The sequence below is a fragment of the Mameliella sp. LZ-28 genome (genome assembly GCF_012274245.1).
GTDB lineage: Bacteria > Pseudomonadota > Alphaproteobacteria > Rhodobacterales > Rhodobacteraceae > Antarctobacter > Antarctobacter albus.
This window is the reverse complement of sequence record NZ_JAANYX010000008.1, coordinates 20,609-36,662: the sequence shown is the minus strand read 5'-3', so window position 1 is coordinate 36,662 and position 16,054 is coordinate 20,609. Positions and strand designations below refer to the sequence as shown.

Below are 16,054 nucleotides of genomic sequence, written 5' to 3'. Positions count from 1 at the left end.
CGGCCCATCCCGCCGCGCTAATTCTTGCGGACCGTGACGCGACAGCCATTCGAAACGCTGATACTCAGTGACCGGCCATCCTTGGACAAGGTGCCACTGGCGGTATTGGTGACCCAACCAAAGGTCTCCGTGGCCGAGTAGCTGCGCCCGTTCAGAGTGCCCCGCGTGGTCCCGCTGCCAGACGTGCCGCTGATCGTCCCGGTAAAGGCATTGCCCCCCGCCGACCGATAGGTGGTGGTCCCGGAGGCCACACCCAGCGGACAGGTTGCAGACCAGCTCCATGTCCCGACCATCGAATAAACCGGTGCAGGAGGCGTGGACTGCCCCGGTTCCCGAGGTGTGTCCGCCTCCGGTGCAGGGGCCGCGACCACCTGTTTGCAGACGGTGCCCGACCGCACCTTGATGGCCTCCAGCGCCTGCGCCGTCCCAAGATCGCCAGCCTCGAGCGCAACATCCGTCGCGACAAGAAACCGGCGGAATGCCTCGCGGGTCCGTGGCCCCGTGATCCCGTCCGGCGTGCCCGCATCACAGCCCAGCCTGTTCAGATGCGATTGCGTCTGGCGCAGGATGTCGCGCGCGTCCACCGGCTCTGCAACCGGCGCCGGGTCGACGGGCTCAACCGGTTTCGCCTGCACCGCAACGGCTTGTTCCGCCTTTTCCGCGCGCAGCTTCTCCAGCTCGGCCAGCGCCGCTTCCAACGCCCGTTCAGCGTCCCTTTCGGCGTCCGCCTTGGCTGGCGGCGCCTTGGCGACCGCCTTCAACACCTTCGACTGCGCCAGGATCTCTGCCATCGGCACCGCGAAATTCACCTTTCCGGCCCGGCTGCCCGCGTGGTGCAGCCCGATCACCTTCTGCGACCCTGCGTCGATCACCGGAGAACCGGAATTCCCCGGCAGCGTATCGCAGGTGTGCCGCAGCCTATGTCCGGCCAGGGCCGGACTGTCCGCCTGGCATTTCTCGCGGCTGATCCGCTGCGCCTCGCCCATCGGGTGCCCGATCACCCAGAAGGGATCGCGGTCATTGGGAACCGCCGCCGAAAGCTCCAGCGCGCCGAACTCGGCATTGGCATCGCCCAGCACCTGCAGCACCGTGTAGTCCAGCGCCTCGCTGGTCTCCAGCGGCACCGGGTTGACGTGAAAGCTCTTGACCCCCGCCTCGATCCCGTCGCGCAGGAAACCGGCGTGGAACTGCACCGCCGCGATACTGGTTGCGCCCTTCTCGACCATCCTGGGATGTTTCAGGATACCCGGCACGCAATGGTGATTGGTCACCAGCTTGTTGCCCTCGACAAGAAAGGCGGTGCAGGGCGCATGGCCGACATTGGTCAGGATCTGCAACATCCCCACCGCGCGGCCCGTGCGCGCAAAGATCGACCTGTCGCCATAGCTGGACACGAACTCGTTGTTGTAGGACCCCACCTGCGCCTCAAGCTGGACGTCCAGCATCGACTCGTTGCGCGGTGCCACCACCTGCCCGAAGGTCTCGGGCGGGAACAGCATCAGGTCCTGCGCCGGGGCCGCGCCGGCAAATGAGATGAACGAAACAGCAGCGGCAAGGCGGGCAATAGACACGGACGAACGTCCTTCGGCAGGGGAAAATCCGCCTGCAGTCTAACAGGACTTTCCCGGCAACCGAGTCCGGATTTCCCGGCGCGGTCCGCGACGGTCACGGCAATGGGTTAACGATCCCTTGCCGCTTTGTACAAAATGCTGATTTCGACGTACGTTTTGTACAAAACGTACAAGATCCGGGGCCTCAGCCCCGCTCGTCTTTCCGCATCAGATAAGTGTCCATGATCCAGCCGTGCCGCGCCCGCGCCTCGGCTCGCGTGGCCACGATCCGGGCGGCCGTATCCGCCAAAGGCCCGGCCTCCAGCACCTGTTCCGGCATCCCCAGAAAGCCGCCCCACCAGATCGAAACCCCTTTTGGATCAATCTGTTGAAAGGAACACTCACCATCCAGCATGACCACCACGGTCTCTGCCCCCGCGGGCCAGCCGTGATCGCGCAGACGTCGTCCGGTCGTGACCATGACCGCGCCATTGACCGTGTTGAACGGGATCGCATGGGCGGCCGTCAGCGCCTGAAGCGCCGTAACCCCCGGGAAAACCTTGACTTTCACCTCGCCGCTCAGCCGTTCCGCAATCCGCAACGTGCTGTCGTACAACCCCGGATCGCCCCAGACCAGCAGAGCCACGGGCCCTTCGGGCGCGCCGTCCAGCGCCGCGATCCAGCGGTCGGCAATGGCGTCGTGCCAGCGCGCCACCCGCTCCTGGTAGGGCAGGTTCTCATCCCGAACCGGCATGTCAAAGGGCACAACCTGTGCCACCGCGCCCGCGCGCCGCAATATCTCGTGGCGCACCTCGGCCAGATCCTCCTTGGCGGCGCCCTTTCTCGGGATCAGCACCGTCGCGGCCTCGCGCAATGCGCGCTGGCCCTGCAAGGTCAGATGGTCCGGGTTGCCTGTCCCGATCCCGACCAGCCAGAGCTCAGTCAAACCCCACCCCCAATTCGGCCATCGGCCCGTACAGGATCAGCGCCGGTTTGGTCCCGATCTCGCCCGCCAGTCGCGCCGACAGACCCGCCACCGTGTCCCTGTGCAGGCTCTGCTCGGAGGTACAGACCGCCTCGGCCAGGATGGCCGGGGTCGTCCCTGGCAAGCCATTGGAAATCAAGGCTTCTGCCAGTTTCGGAAAGGTCCGCTTGCCCATGAAGACCACCGTCATGGCGCCGGGATCGGCCAGCGCCTTGAGGTCCAGGTCCGGGGGCAACGCGCCGCTGGCATCATGCCCGGTGACGAATTGCACCCGCCGCGCCGTCAGCCGCCGGGTCAGGGGAATGCCACAGGCCGCCGCCGCCGCCACGGCAGAGGGAATGCCGGGAATGATCTCATAGTCGATGCCCGCCGCGCGCAGCGCCACCTGTTCTTCCTCAAGCCGCCCGAACAGCCCGGAATCCCCTGATTTCAAACGGACAATCCGCCCGCCCTCCTGCGCGTACTCCACCAGCAACTGGCTGACATGGTTCTGCTTGGGCGAGGGCCGCCCGGCCCGTTTGCCCACGCCGATCAGGTCGGCACCCGGCCGCACATGGCTCAGGATCGGTCCAGAGGACAGGTCATCGAAGAGCACCGCGTCGGCGCGTCTCAGCCGGTCCACGGCCTTGAGCGTCAGAAGCTCGGGATCGCCCGGACCGCTGCCCACGAAACTGACGAAACCGCTCATGCCGGAACCTCCGCCGTGATCAGGTGAAAGAAGGTGCCGGTGACATGCCCCTTGCGAGAGCCGGTCTCTGGCACCGGGTTGCCATCCGCATCCGCGACCGCCGCCAGCGGCGCGTCGGGTTGGTCCAGGATGGTGGAATAATGGAATTCATGCCCGCGCAGGGCTGTCCCAGGCGCAAAGCCCGTCATCTCCGCCTCCAGCACGGCGCGGCGATACCCCAGGTGGAACTTGCGTTTTTCATACGAGGTGACCAGCCCCAAAAGGCCCGCCATCCGATGCGAAACACCCTCCTTGTCCACCAATGCTGCGCCAAGCGCCATGTATCCACCGCATTCGCCATGCACGGGCCGCGTTTCGGCAAAGGCCCGCAGCCCGGCACGGAAGCGGTCTGCCGCCGCCAGCCGCCCTGCGTGCAGCTCGGGGTAGCCGCCAGGCAGCCAGACCATGTCGGCGCTCACGTCCGGCGCCTCGTCCGCGAGCGGCGAAAACGGCAGGATCTCGGCTCCTGCCGCGCGCCAGCCTTCCAGCAAATGCGGATAGGTAAAGGAAAAAGCCGCGTCCCGGGCCAGCGCGATACGCTGCGCCGGGGGGCGCGGCAGGTCGGATGCGGCTGGCGGGCGGGCCGCTGCCGGGCGCAGCCCGGTGGCCGGGGCGTCCGACCTCCCATCCGCAACGGCCCGGATCGTCGCAAGATCGACATGGTCGCGCAGGAAATCGGCGTAGCCCGCGATCGCCGCCTCAAGGTCGGGGTGCTCGACCGCCTGGATCAGGCCCAGGTGCCGTTCCGGCAGGGTCAGATCACCGCGCCGGGGCAGCACGCCCAGGACATTGATCCCCGCCTTCTCCATGCCCAGCCGCGTCAGGCGTTCATGCCGGGGAGAGGCGCAGCGGTTCAGGATCACGCCAGCGAAGGGCAGATCGGGCATGTAGTCCCGGAATCCCATCGCCGTGGCCGCCGCCGATTGCGCCTGTCCACCCACGTCCACGACCAGCACGACGGGCCAGCCCATGCGCCGCGCCGTCTCTGCCGAAGAGCCGAAGCCCGACTGCCCGCGCGTCGCCACACCGTCATAAAGCCCCATCGACCCTTCACCGATGCAGATATCCGCGCCACTAGCCTGCGCCGCGACCGCATCAAGCAAGCCACCTTCCATCGCCCAGGTATCCAGGTTGAACGACGCCCGCCCGCTGGCCGCGAGGTGAAAGGCCGGATCGATGTAGTCCGGGCCGGACTTGAAGGGTTGCACAGATAGACCCTCGTCGCGCAAGGCCCGCAGCAGCCCCAGCATGACGGTGGTCTTGCCGGTGCCCGAGGCGGGGGCCGAGATCATCAGGCCGGGGGGAAGATCAGTCATCGCCATGTTGCCACTCCGCCCAGGGGCTATCGGCGCTCTGCGGCCGGTAGCGCCTGTCATAATCCGCCGCATAGAGCCGGCTTTCCGCACGCGGCCCCTCGCCCAGCGCTGCGCCCACAAGGATCAGCGCCGTGCGCGAAATCCCGTCGTCCACCGCCTCTGTCAACGTGCCCAGCGTGCAGCGGATCACCCGCTGGTCGGGCCAGCTGGCGCGATAGACCACGGCCACGGGGCAATCGGCGCCATAGCCGGGCAGCAGGTCGGCCTGAACCTTTTCTAGTTGCCCCACCGACAGGTGTAGCGCCAGCGTCGCGCCGGTGCGGGCGAAATTCGCAAGGCTCTCGCCCTCGGGCATGGGCGAGGCGCGGCCCTGCGTGCGCGTCAAGACAACCGATTGCGCCAGTTCCGGCACCGTCAGCTCCACCGCCAGAGCTGCCGCCGCCGCCGAGAAAGAGGGCACGCCCGGCGTCACGTCATAGGGAATGCCCAGAGCGTCCAGCCGCCGCAACTGTTCACCCATCGCCGACCAGACCGACAGGTCGCCGGAGTGCAGCCGCGCCACGTGCTTGCCCTCTGCATGGGCCGCGGCGATTTCCGCGACGATGGCGTCAAGATCCATCGGCGCCGTGTTCACGATCTTCGCATCCGGCGGGCAATGCCCCAGCACGGCCTCGGGCACCAAAGACCCCGCGTAAAGACAGACCGGACAGGCGGCGATCAGGTCGCGCCCGCGCAGGGTCAAAAGGTCCGCTGCCCCCGGTCCTGCCCCGATGAAATGAACTGTCATGCGCCCTCTCCTTCTGCCAGCGCGCAGGTCGCCATGCGGTCCTCTGACACGACCCGTGTCACGATCAGCCGCGCCCCCGGCCCCGCCGCCGCCAGTGCCGCCGCCTCGGCAAGGCTGCCGGTCTGGCGCGCCGCCGTGCTGGCCACCGATTGCGTTCTCACCTCCTGCGCCGAGAGCGTGGCGGCGTCAATCCCGATCACCGGCAGCCCCATCTGGCGCGCGAAGGCCATGAATACTGGCGTTTCCGCCTTGTCCGCAGCAGTGGCAAGCGCCGAGACCGTCTGCCCCGATCCAGCCCCGTCCAATGCATCGGCCAGGCCCTGCACCGAGACCGCGCCACGAAATCCGAACCCCGCGACGATCACAACGTCACGCTCCATTGCACCACCGGGTAGGCGGCTTTCCATCCCCGGCGCGGGCCAAGTGCCGCCGCTTGCGCCAGTTCGATCCGCAACAGGTCACCGCCCCGCGCCGCATGGGCCGCGATCAACTGCGCCTCGCTTTCCAGCGTCACCGCGTTGGCCACCAATCGCGTTCCGCCGGGCAGGTGCGAAAACAGCCAGTCCAGCAGGTCCCCGCTCAATCCCCCGCCGACAAAGACCACGTCCGGCGCGTCCAACCCCGCCAGAGCCTCCGGCGCGCGGCCTTCGACCACCTGCAAGCGGTCCACGCCCAGCGCTGCCGCATTGGCGCGGATCAGCGCAATCCGGTCCGCGCGCGGCTCGACGGTCACGGCCTGGGTCGTCGGATGGCTCAGCAGCCACTCGATCCCGATGCTGCCAGAGCCTCCACCGATGTCCCAAAGCCGTTCCCCCGGTTTCGACGCAAGCGCCGACAGCGTCAGCGCCCGCACCGGGCGCTTGGTCATCACGCCGTCGCTGTCGAAAAAACCGTCGTCGATGCCCGAGGTACAGGGCAACACGGCCCCTTCGCCCGCGATCTCGACCGCCACGACAACGGGGTGCGAGAACACCCCGGATACCGCATCTGCCTGCACCTCGGTCACATGTTCCCGCGGACCGCCCAGCGCCTCCATCACCCAAAGCCGCGAGGCGCCGAATCCAAGCCCGGCAAGGTATCCGCCCAGGTCCGCCACGGCGTCGCCATCGCGCAGGGTGAGGATCATCCGCACGCCAGGGGCCAGGTAAGATCGCAACCGCGTCAAGGGCGCCGCGTGGTGCCCGAGGCACAGCACCTTGTCCAGGGTCCAGCCCAGCCGCGCCGCCGCAAGCGAGAAACAGGACACACCCGGCAAGGCCTGCCACTCGCCGGGTTCGAACCTCCGCGCGATCACGCTGCCCGCGCCGAACCAGAAGGGATCCCCCGAGGCCAGTACCGCCACCTGACGGCCCCTGTACCCTTCCAACAGATCCAGCCCATCGGCAAAAGGCACTGGCCATTCCACATGCTCCGCGCCCATGTCCGGCAGCAAGGCCAGGTGACGCGGTGGCCCCATGATGATTTCGGCCCGTTCCAGCGCGGCACGGCTTGCAGGGGACAGCCCCTCCGGTCCATCTTCGCCCAGACCGATGATCACCAGCCAGGGAGCGCCCTCAGACATGACCCCGAACCTCCTGATCCTGGGCGGCACGACAGAGGCCACGGCGCTGGCCAACCTGATGGCGGAACGCGGGCTTCGGGGCACCGTCAGCTTTGCGGGACGGGTCGACCGCCCGCGCCGCCAGCCCTTGCCGCAGCGGGTCGGCGGGTTCGGCGGAGTCGAGGGGCTTGCAAGGTACATCCGTGACACCGGCATCACGCACCTGGTCGACGCCACCCACCCCTTTGCCGCGCAGATGAGCGCGAACGCGGTGCACGCGGCCCAACAGGCGGGTATCCCCATGCTGACCCTGACCCGGCCCGCCTGGCAGCCGCAGGCCGGCGACCGCTGGCGCCACGTGCCGGACATTGCCGGGGCGGTCGCCGCGCTGGACACGGCGCCCCGCCGCGTCATGCTGGCCGTGGGCCGGATGCACCTGGACGAGTTTGCCCCCAACCCGCAGCATTTCTACCTGCTGCGGCTGGTCGATCCGCCGAAAACTCCGCCGCCCTTTGCCGAATACCATGTCATCGTGGATCGTGGGCCGTTCACCCCCGATGGCGACCGCGCGCTGATGCAGGAACACGGCATCGACCTGGTGGTGTCCAAGAACGCGGGCGGCAGCGGCGCCTCGGCCAAGCTCGACGCCGCGCGTGCCTTGAACATCCCCGTCGTGATGATCGACCGCCCCGCCCTGCCGGACAGGCACGAGGTCGCGACGCCGACAGAAGTGCTCGACTGGTTGGCTCATGCCGGGACGGACCTGGGAGTGTAGACCCAAGGCGCGCCGTCCCGCTCGATCACCCGTGTCAGGGACGAGCCGACAAGGACGACGGTGCGCATGTCGGCCATTTCGGGCGTGGCATCGCTCAGGCGGACCACCCGCAGCTCTTCCTCGGGCGTCGACACGGCACGGGCAAAGATGATCACCCGCTCCGGTTCGCAGGCTTCGCGCAACACGTCCAAGGCACGGCCAAAGCCCTCGGGACGGGACTTGGATCGGGGATTGTAAAACCCCATCGCAAAATCCGCCTCTGCCGCCAGCCGCAGGCGTTTTTCGATCAACGTCCAGGGTTTGAGGTTGTCGCTAAGGTTGATGGCGCAGAAATCATGACCCAAGGGCGCGCCGGCCTTGGCCGCCGCCGCAAGCATCGCGGTGATGCCGGGCAGCACTCGGATCTCCAGCGCGCGCCAGGCGTCGGGTCCGGCCTCCACCGCCTCGAACACCGCCGATGCCATCGCGAAGACGCCCGGATCGCCAGAGGACACCACGACCACCCGTCGCCCCTCTGCCGCCATTTCCAGTGCATGGCGCGCGCGGTCCAGTTCCACGCGGTTGTCGCTTTCGTGCAGGCGCAGCCCGTCGCGCGGCGCGATGCGGCGCACGTAGGGAATATAGCCGACGATATCGGTCGCCTCCTGCACGGCCGCCGACACTTCGGGGGTCACCAACGCTTCGTCCCCCGGGCCCAGCCCGGCAATCACGACCCATCCGCTCATGGCCGCCGTCCTTGTCCATGCACGATGACGATCGAGAAATAGGGCGACACGCGATCCGATGCCTCGGCCAGAGGCATGACGGTCTGGCCCTCCATGCTGGCGTATTCCACCAGCCAGGCGCGGTCCATCTTGCCCGCCGCCTGCAGCGCCTCGCGGATCTTGGGCAGGTTGCGCCCGATCTTCATTACCACCAGCGCATCCGCATCCAGCGCGCCGCGCGTCAGTTCCGCCAGGGGCAGCGTCCCCATCAGCACGGACAGGATGTCATCGCCCCAGGTGACGGGCGCGCCGGTCGCCGTCCAGGCCGCTGACATGCCGGTGATCGCGGGCACCACCTGCACCGGCACGTCGTCCTTGAGCCGGGTATAGAGATGCATGAAAGAGCCGTAGAAGAAGGGGTCTCCTTCACAGAGCACCACCACGTCCTCACCCGCCGCCACCAGCGCCTTCAGGTGCGCGACACAATCGGCGTAGAAGGCCGCAAGGATCTGGTTGTAGCGCGGGTCCTCCAGAGGAATTTCCGTCGTCACGGGGTATTCCATCGCGAATTCCACCGCATCCTCGCGCAGCATCCCGTCGACGATCCCGCGTGCGCGGCCTGACCGCCCCGCCTTGCGGAAAAAGGCCACGTGCCGCGCGTTGCGGACCAGACGATCGGCGCGCACGCTCATCAACTCGGGGTCGCCGGGGCCCAGCCCGACGCCGAAAACCGTCCCGCCCCTCATTCCGCGCGGCTCGCGATGGCGTTGATGGCCGCGACGGTGATGGCGCTGCCGCCCAGCCGTCCCTCGACGATCAGCGAGGGCACCGGCTGTGCCTCCCACAAGGCATCCTTGCTTTCGCGCGCGCCGACAAAACCCACCGGGCAGCCGATGATCGCCGCCGGGCGCGGGCACTCCGGGTCCTCGAGCATTTCCAGCAGGTGAAACAGCGCCGTGGGCGCATTGCCGATGGCCACCAAGGCGCCCGCCAGCCGGGGGCGCCACAGTTCCAGCGCCGCCGCCGAGCGCGTCGTGCCCAGCCTCGCGGCCAGATCCGGCACCTCGGGCTCGCGCAGGGTGCAGATCACGTCATTGCCCGCAGGCAGGCGTTTGCGCGTCACGCCTTCGGAGACCATGAAGGCATCGCAAAAGATCGGCGCGCCCGCCTCCAGCGCCGTCCGCGCCGCCGAAACCATGCCGGGCGAGACCTTCACGTCGCGTTCCAGCCCGACCAGCCCGGCGGCGTGGATCATGCGCACAACCACCTGTTCCTCGTCCGCCGCAAAACGGTCCAGCTCTGCCTCGGCTCGGATGGTGGCAAAGCTCTCCTTGTAGATAGCCGCGCCGTCTTTTTCGTATGTATAGGGCATTGAGTTCAGGGCCTGCTGAGTTCGTTGATGTCCGAAGGGGTCAGCCCGCGGCGGTGCGGCTCATCCCACGGCGCCCCCGGCATGACAAGATCGAATGCGCCGTCGCGCCCCACCAGGGTACGGTCGGCAGAGCGCGGAAAGGCACAACCCTTGGCGCAGCCCGAGACATGCCAGCGCTGGCCGTCGGGCACATGCGGGGCAAGGGCGCGGGCCAGGTCGCGGGTGGCGACGCTGGCCTGCGGGCAGCCGGGCGCGCCGGTGCAGGCCTCGATCCGGCGGATCGGGTCGCGCGGATCTGTGACGAGGACCGCGTGGGCGTCCAGTGCCGAGACACCGGGCAGGTAGAGCATCCGGAAGGGCGTCACGCGGAGGTCCGGGGCGGTTTCGGCGAGGTGACGCAGGGCCTGCGCGCTGAAGAGGCCAAAGGGGGCGGCCACGCAGAACCCGCCGGTGAGAGGTCCCGGCTCGGGGGCCGGGACTGCGGCGCACGGGACGGCATCGCCGCGCAAATGGTCTGGCAGTTCGGCGCCCGCCGCGATGTGCCGCGCCATACGCCCGCGCCCGTCACCCCCGACGCCACCGCTGTCAAGGAACCAGGCCGCCAGGTCCAGCGCCAGAGACACCGCCTCGGCCTCGGCCACGGGTCGCCCTGTGGCGCAGCCATCGGCCCGGACAATCAAACCACCCTCCGCCGCTTCGATCCGGATGTCCCCGCTGATCCCCTCCAGCCTCCGTTTGGGCCCCGGATCGACCACGAAGCCGAACTTCCCCGGCAGAGCCGCAAAGCGCGCTGCCTCCAGCCCAAGGTACAGCGCCTCGGCCATGCGTTCGGCCCGGCCATCGTCAAAGGGATCGAGGATCACGTTGCGGCGCGCCTCGCTCTCGGCATCGCCGGGCAAGAGGCCCAGCGCATCCAGCCGGGCGATCACCTGCAGATAGCCCGCCTCCGTGACACCGCGCAGTTGCAGATTGGCTCGCGCCGTCACCTCGACCACGCCGCTGCCAAGGGCATCGGCAACATCCGCCAGCCCCCGCGCCTGATCGGCATCCAGCCGCGCAAGATGCGGGCGCACCCGCACCACCAGCCCGTCGCCCGACAGCATCGGGCGCCAGGCCCCAGGGCACCAGCCCTTGATCTCGGGGACGCTCATTCCGCCGCCTCCAGCGCGGCGAGGATCGAGTTGCGCCGCGTTTGCCAGAGTCCCGCCGCGTGCAGGGCTGCAAACCGCGCCCGCATGGCCGCCAGTGCCTCGGGGTTGGCGTCCTGCAGGAACGCCGTCACCGCATCGTCGCCCAGCGTCGCGTCGTAATAGAGGTCAAAGAGATGCCCCGGCACGACGTCCGCCAGTTGCGCAAAGGCGGCCATGTTCTCCAGCGTCGCCGCGATCTCCGCCGCCCCCCGGAACCCGTGGCGTTGCATCCCAGCCAGCCAGGCCGGGTTCGCCGCCCGCGCCTGCACCACCCGGGCGATCTCTTCGGTCAGGCCCCGCGCACGGGGCCGCGACGGATCGGTGTTGTCCATGTGATACAGCGCGGCCTTGCCCCCGGTCACACCCTGCGCCGCGGCAAAACCCGCCTCGTGGCTGGCGTAATCCTCCGCCAGCAGAAGGTCGGTTTCCGGCAGGTCCTGCAGGTGCACAAATGCCTCTGCCGCGCGCACCCGGTCCCGCAGGCCCTCGGCATCCCTTTCGCCCTCCCCCCGGTCGTAGGCCCAGGCCGAGGCCGCAAGCCATGCCTCGCCCGCGGCCTGCCGCGACCCGTCCGAATAGTCCCCGATCTGCGCCCCGATCCCGAGCCCGAAGGACCCCGGCGCCGGGCCAAAGACCCGCGCCCCGGCCCGCCCGACAAAGGGGTTCCAGTCGCGCGCCTCGTCCCGTTCGGAGAGCGCCTTGACCGCCTGACCAAACAGCACCGAAAGCGTCGGAAAGACATCGCGGAACAGGCCGGACACCCGCAGCGTGACGTCGACCCGGGGCCGCTCCAGCTCGGCAATGGGGATGATCTCGACCCCGCTCACCCGCTCGCTGCCCTGGTCCCAGACCGGCCGCACGCCCAGCAGGTGCAGCGCCATCGCAAATTCCTCGCCCGCCGTTCGCATGGTGGCCGATCCCCAGAGATCGACGATCAGCCCGCGCGGCCAGTCGCCCTCGTCCTGCAGATGCCGCCGCACCAGTTCCTCGCCCAGCTTGACGCCCTGCGCATAGGCACTGCGTGTCGGAACCGAGCGTGGATCGGTGGTAAACAGGTTGCGCCCGGTCGGCAGCACATCGGTCCGCCCCCGGTAAGGTGACCCCGACGGACCGGAAGCGATCCGCTTGCCATCCAGCGCGTCGATCAGCGCCCTCCGTTCGGCCGCAGCGGACTCTGCCGCATCGAACCCGCCGCCCGCCACGGGCGCCCGGCCCCAGACATGCAGACCGTCGCCGAACTGGCTTTCCTTGACGTCGCAGACGAACCGGTCAATCCGGGTGATCGCCTCGGCACTGCTGGCGCTGGTCTCGAGGCCAAGGTCGCCTTCCACGCCAACCGCCTGCGCCTCTGCCCGGATGTCCTGCATCAGCCGGTCGCGCCGCTTCGGGTCCAGCCCGTCGGCATTTGAAAACTCGTCCAGAAGGGATTCAAGCCGGGCCAGCCGTTCCGGAACCGCGGCATCTCGCAAGGGCGGCGGCACATGGCCCAGCGTCACCGCGCCGATGCGGCGCTTTGCCTGCGCCGCCTCACCAGGGTCGTTGACGATGAAGGGATAGATCACCGGCATACCGCCTGTCAGCGCCTCGGGCCAGCAGGCCCCGGACAGCGCAACCGCCTTGCCCGGCAGCCATTCCAGCGTGCCATGCGCCCCGATGTGGATCAGCGCATCTGCCTGCCCCTGCAACCACAGGTAAAAGGCGACATAGGCATGGCGCGGCACGCGGGACAGGTCGTGGTAGTCGTCGTCCCGCGTCTCGGGCGTGCCGCGTTCCGGCTGCAGCGCCACCAGCGCCTTCCCCCGGTCCAGAACGCGAAAGGCAAACCCGCCCTCCGCAAAATCCGGATCCGCCTCCGGCGCGCCCCATGCGGCGAAAAGATCGTCCTGCAACACCCTGGGAAGACGCGCCAAAGCCGCCAGGTAGTCCTGCAGCGGCCATGTCATGCGCGCCGCCCGCAGGTCATCGGCGTCCAGCCCCTGAGCGACCCCATGCCCGGCATCCGCGAGGTCCTTCAGGATTGCCTCCGCCGAGGCGATGGCATCCAGCCCGACCGCATGGGCGAGGTTCCAGTCCCGCCCCGGATAGGTCGAGAGCACCAGCGCTAGGCGCCGTGCCGCCGCCGGGGACGACGCCAACCCGTGCCAACGCGCCACCCTGTCGGCCACCGCGCAGACGCGGGTCGCATCGGGCGCATGAACCATCCGGGCGAATTGCAGGTCAGGGTCGCGCCCCTGCGGCTCCTTGAACGAGGCCACCCCGGCGAACAACCGCCCGTCAACCTCCGGCAACACCACGTGCATCGCAAGGTCGGCTGGCGACAACCCACGCTCCGCCTCGGCCCAGGCCGCACGCGAGGAGGTGGCCAGAGCAACCTGGAAAACGGGCACATCGCCCGCATCCAGCGGCGAGGCCCCCTCGGCCCCGCGCCCGGAAAAGGCGGTGGCATTGACGATGGCGACGGGGGCCAGATGCGCCACCTGCCGCGCCAGCCAACCCGAAGCACCCGGCGCCTTCAAGGACGGGGCAAAGAGCCCAATCACGTCAAAGCCGCGGTCCCGCAAGGTCGCGCACAGCGCCTCCATCGGCGCCATATCCGCCGAGACGAGATACGAGCGATAGAAGACCAGGCAGACCAGCGGGCGCGGTTTCTTCTTGGCGAAAATACCCTCGGGGGGGCTTGCCTCCGGCAAGCGGGGGGCAGACGGCCCCCCTCTGCCCTCGCCATCCCGCACAGCGGCCAGGACCGGGCAACAGACCCCGTGCTCCGGCAGCCAGGCGCCCACCTGGGGCAGCCCCTTGGCGCCACGCACCGGCCCGGCATAAAGCCCCGCCGCCAGCGCCATCTGCGCCAGCGCCGCCTGGGCCGCCACCGCGCCGCCCGCGTCGCAGAGATGGGCCAACCGCCGCAGGGTGGAGACCGGAAGAGTAGAAACCTCGTCCAGCCGCGTATCGACCCGCCCGTCACCGGGCAAAACCGCCAAGGCGATCCCCTTCGCCTGCGCCAGGGCAGCGATCTGCTGGATGCCGTAGGACCAGTAGGGCACACCACCGATCAGGCGGATCAGGATGCCCTTGGCGCCCTCAAGCGTCTGTTCGACATAGGTATCGACCGATAGCGGATGCTTCAGCGCCGCGATATTCGCCAGACGCAGGGAGGGCATCCGCCCCTCGCGCCCGCCGCCCCGTTCCCATCCCGCAGCAAAGGCGCCGAGGTCGGAATCCGAGAAGGACAGCACCACGAGGTCCGCCGGGCTTTGCGCCAGGTCGGTCGGGGTCTCGCTCTCTTCGAGTCCGTGGCTTTCGCGAAAGATGACGTGCATGGCACCGCTCCGGCGCGGCGGGGAGACCCCCGCCCTACTCTGCCGCCTCCGTGGCCACGCCCAGCACGGCACGGATCGCCTCGGGGTGGATGTCGTCATGTTCGGCGATCACGACAAGCCGACCCTGGCGGGCCTCGTCCGCTTTCCAGGGACGGTCGTACTGGTGCCGCACCCGTGCGCCCACCGCCTGCACCAGCAGGCGCATCGGCTTGCCGGCAACGCTGGCATAGCCCTTGACCCGCAGGATGTTCTGGCTCTTGGCCAGGTCCTCGATCCGCGCCACCAGGTCGGCGGGGGCGGACACCTCGGGAATGTCCACGACAATGGATTCGAAATCGTCGTGCTCGTGGTCATCGTGGTCGTCGTGGTGGCTGGGACGGGCGTCCATGTCGTCTTCTGCCGCCGCTTCCAGCCCCAGGATCACGCGCGGGTCGACGGCGCCCTCGGCCACCTCGATCACCGGCAGCGGACGCGGCGCCTCGGCGGCGATGATCTCCTTGGCCTTGGCCACGCCCTCGGGACCCGCCAGATCCGGCTTGGTCAGCAGGATGATGTCGGCGCAGGAAATCTGGTCCTCGAAGACCTCCGACAGCGGCGTCTCGTGATCCAGCGAATCGTCCGCCAGCCGCTGCGCATCCACCTTTGCCACGTCTGGCGCGAACCGCCCCGAGGCCACCGCCTCGGCATCGGCCAGGGCGATCACGCCATCTACGGTGATCTTCGACCGGATGTCCGGCCAGTCAAAAGCCTTGAGCAGTGGTTTCGGCAGCGCCAGGCCCGAGGTCTCGATCAGGATATGCTCCGGGCGCGGGTCCAGCGCCATCAGCGCCTCGATGGTCGGGATGAAATCATCGGCCACGGTGCAGCAGATGCAGCCGTTGGCGAGTTCCATGATATTTTCCGCCGGACAATCGGGGATGGCACAGCCCTTGAGGATCTCGCCATCGACGCCCACGTCGCCGAATTCATTGACCACCACGGCCAGCCGCTTGCCGCCCGGGTTCTGCATCAGGTGGGTGATCAGCGTCGTCTTGCCCGAGCCCAGAAAGCCGGTGATGACGGTGACGGGAAGCTTGGCGAGATCGGTCATGTCTTGTCCTTTTCCGGCGCTTTGGCCTGTTCGGGCGGGATGCGCGCGATGCAATTGCGTTTGAAATGTTCGGGCCGCGCGCGCCAGGGGATCACCCCGTCGCGGGCCGCATGATACAGCGCCACGCCCTCGGCCAGCAGGTCCGGATGCGACGCTTCGTGAAGGTTTCCGTAGACGTAGGTCCAGCGTTCCGCCCCGCCGCGCATGGCGACGGAACAGCCGTAGTCGCAGTTCTGCAGGCATTCCACCGGCGTCAGCGTGACCCCCTCGGGCATCTCGCGCGCCGCCAGCGCATCGTGCAGGCGCTGGCCCGGGCGTTGACCGCCCTCTGGCACCTCTTCGCCACGCCGACACTTGACGCAGACCAGCAGTTCGACCGGCGCATGGCCCGCCCCCTGTTGCGTATCGTGATCCATTCCCGACCTCCTCCGGGGCACCCCGCCCGGGATTAAAGTTGCACCTGGGATGGCAGGTCTCCTGGCTCGCGGGTCGCGGCACCCCCGCGCCTTCCCGGCCGGTCTGGCCAGTGGCACGTTGCGAGGGCGCTCACCGCTTACAGTTGCGGGGGCAGCCGCGGGGTTTCACCGCGTTCCCTGTTGTCCTCCCCGGGTGCTCCGGGGAACCATCGTGTGGGCGGTGGTGCGACAGACGGGCGGACATGTCAATCGCGAAGCACGTTGACGGGGCGCGACACGGAT

15 protein-coding genes and 1 riboswitch are annotated in these 16,054 nt (G+C 68.6%); of the genes, 1 reads left to right on the top strand and 14 read right to left on the bottom strand.

Annotation, left to right across the window (positions count from 1 at the left end):
• Positions 1 to 17: 17 nt before the first annotated feature.
• The 7 genes from G9Q80_RS05290 to cbiE all read right to left on the bottom strand — a co-directional run bounded on the left by G9Q80_RS05290 (position 18) and on the right by cbiE (position 6,926).
• The gene (locus G9Q80_RS05290; RefSeq protein WP_088716716.1) at positions 18 to 1,571 is read right to left on the bottom strand and encodes a trypsin-like peptidase domain-containing protein; all 1,554 of its coding nucleotides are present in this window, start codon (positions 1,569 to 1,571) and stop codon (positions 18 to 20) included.
• Between the two features lie 184 nt (positions 1,572 to 1,755).
• Positions 1,756 to 2,496: a precorrin-6A synthase (deacetylating) gene (gene cobF / locus G9Q80_RS05285; RefSeq protein WP_088716717.1), complete on the bottom strand. Its 741-nt coding sequence runs from the start codon at positions 2,494 to 2,496 to the stop codon at positions 1,756 to 1,758.
• Positions 2,489 to 3,223 (bottom strand): uroporphyrinogen-III C-methyltransferase, encoded by a 735-nt coding sequence (cobA, locus tag G9Q80_RS05280; RefSeq protein ID WP_088716718.1) that lies wholly within the window; start codon positions 3,221 to 3,223, stop codon positions 2,489 to 2,491. Before cobA ends, cobF begins: the two co-directional genes overlap by 8 nt.
• On the bottom strand, positions 3,220 to 4,578 hold the full coding sequence (locus G9Q80_RS05275) for a cobyrinic acid a,c-diamide synthase CobB (protein WP_088716748.1): 1,359 nt from the start codon (positions 4,576 to 4,578) through the stop codon (positions 3,220 to 3,222). The genes cobA and G9Q80_RS05275 overlap by 4 nt, the downstream gene beginning before the upstream one ends.
• Complete coding sequence (cobM, locus tag G9Q80_RS05270) at positions 4,571 to 5,365, bottom strand: precorrin-4 C(11)-methyltransferase (RefSeq protein ID WP_088716719.1); 795 nt, start codon at positions 5,363 to 5,365, stop codon at positions 4,571 to 4,573. Before cobM ends, G9Q80_RS05275 begins: the two co-directional genes overlap by 8 nt.
• Positions 5,362 to 5,730 (bottom strand): cobalamin biosynthesis protein, encoded by a 369-nt coding sequence (locus G9Q80_RS05265; protein ID WP_074623221.1) that lies wholly within the window; start codon positions 5,728 to 5,730, stop codon positions 5,362 to 5,364. Before G9Q80_RS05265 ends, cobM begins: the two co-directional genes overlap by 4 nt.
• Entirely contained in the window at positions 5,727 to 6,926 is a 1,200-nt protein-coding gene (gene cbiE, locus G9Q80_RS05260; protein WP_088716720.1) for a precorrin-6y C5,15-methyltransferase (decarboxylating) subunit CbiE, read from the bottom strand. Before cbiE ends, G9Q80_RS05265 begins: the two co-directional genes overlap by 4 nt.
• On the opposite strand from cbiE, the gene G9Q80_RS05255 reads away from it, so the two are divergent.
• Positions 6,925 to 7,680, top strand: coding sequence for a cobalt-precorrin-6A reductase (locus G9Q80_RS05255; protein WP_088716721.1), 756 nt, complete (start codon positions 6,925 to 6,927; stop codon positions 7,678 to 7,680). The two genes, cbiE and G9Q80_RS05255, sit on opposite strands and share 2 nt — an antisense overlap.
• On the opposite strand, the gene cobJ is transcribed toward G9Q80_RS05255, so the two are convergent.
• Genes cobJ through G9Q80_RS05220 form a run of 7 tightly spaced genes read right to left on the bottom strand, consistent with a single transcriptional unit; the run spans position 7,653 to position 15,772 of the window.
• Positions 7,653 to 8,405, bottom strand: a complete 753-nt coding sequence (gene cobJ, locus G9Q80_RS05250; RefSeq protein ID WP_088716722.1) for a precorrin-3B C(17)-methyltransferase — start codon at positions 8,403 to 8,405, stop codon at positions 7,653 to 7,655. The genes G9Q80_RS05255 and cobJ overlap by 28 nt on opposite strands.
• Positions 8,402 to 9,130, bottom strand: coding sequence for a precorrin-2 C(20)-methyltransferase (locus G9Q80_RS05245; protein ID WP_088716723.1), 729 nt, complete (start codon positions 9,128 to 9,130; stop codon positions 8,402 to 8,404). The genes cobJ and G9Q80_RS05245 overlap by 4 nt, the downstream gene beginning before the upstream one ends.
• Positions 9,127 to 9,756 (bottom strand): precorrin-8X methylmutase, encoded by a 630-nt coding sequence (locus G9Q80_RS05240; RefSeq protein ID WP_088716724.1) that lies wholly within the window; start codon positions 9,754 to 9,756, stop codon positions 9,127 to 9,129. Before G9Q80_RS05240 ends, G9Q80_RS05245 begins: the two co-directional genes overlap by 4 nt.
• A 5-nt stretch (positions 9,757 to 9,761) precedes the next feature.
• Positions 9,762 to 10,907, bottom strand: a complete 1,146-nt coding sequence (locus tag G9Q80_RS05235) for a ferredoxin-like domain-containing protein (protein ID WP_088716725.1) — start codon at positions 10,905 to 10,907, stop codon at positions 9,762 to 9,764.
• A complete protein-coding gene (gene cobN / locus G9Q80_RS05230) occupies positions 10,904 to 14,266 on the bottom strand; it encodes a cobaltochelatase subunit CobN (protein ID WP_088716726.1) in 3,363 nt (1,120 codons plus the stop codon). The genes G9Q80_RS05235 and cobN overlap by 4 nt, the downstream gene beginning before the upstream one ends.
• Positions 14,267 to 14,300: 34 nt before the next feature.
• The gene (gene cobW / locus G9Q80_RS05225; protein WP_043146487.1) at positions 14,301 to 15,356 is read right to left on the bottom strand and encodes a cobalamin biosynthesis protein CobW; all 1,056 of its coding nucleotides are present in this window, start codon (positions 15,354 to 15,356) and stop codon (positions 14,301 to 14,303) included.
• A complete protein-coding gene (locus G9Q80_RS05220; RefSeq protein WP_088716727.1) occupies positions 15,353 to 15,772 on the bottom strand; it encodes a DUF1636 family protein in 420 nt (139 codons plus the stop codon). The genes cobW and G9Q80_RS05220 overlap by 4 nt, the downstream gene beginning before the upstream one ends.
• A 34-nt stretch (positions 15,773 to 15,806) precedes the next feature.
• A riboswitch (cobalamin riboswitch) is annotated at positions 15,807 to 15,998 on the bottom strand.
• Positions 15,999 to 16,054: the final 56 nt, after the last annotated feature.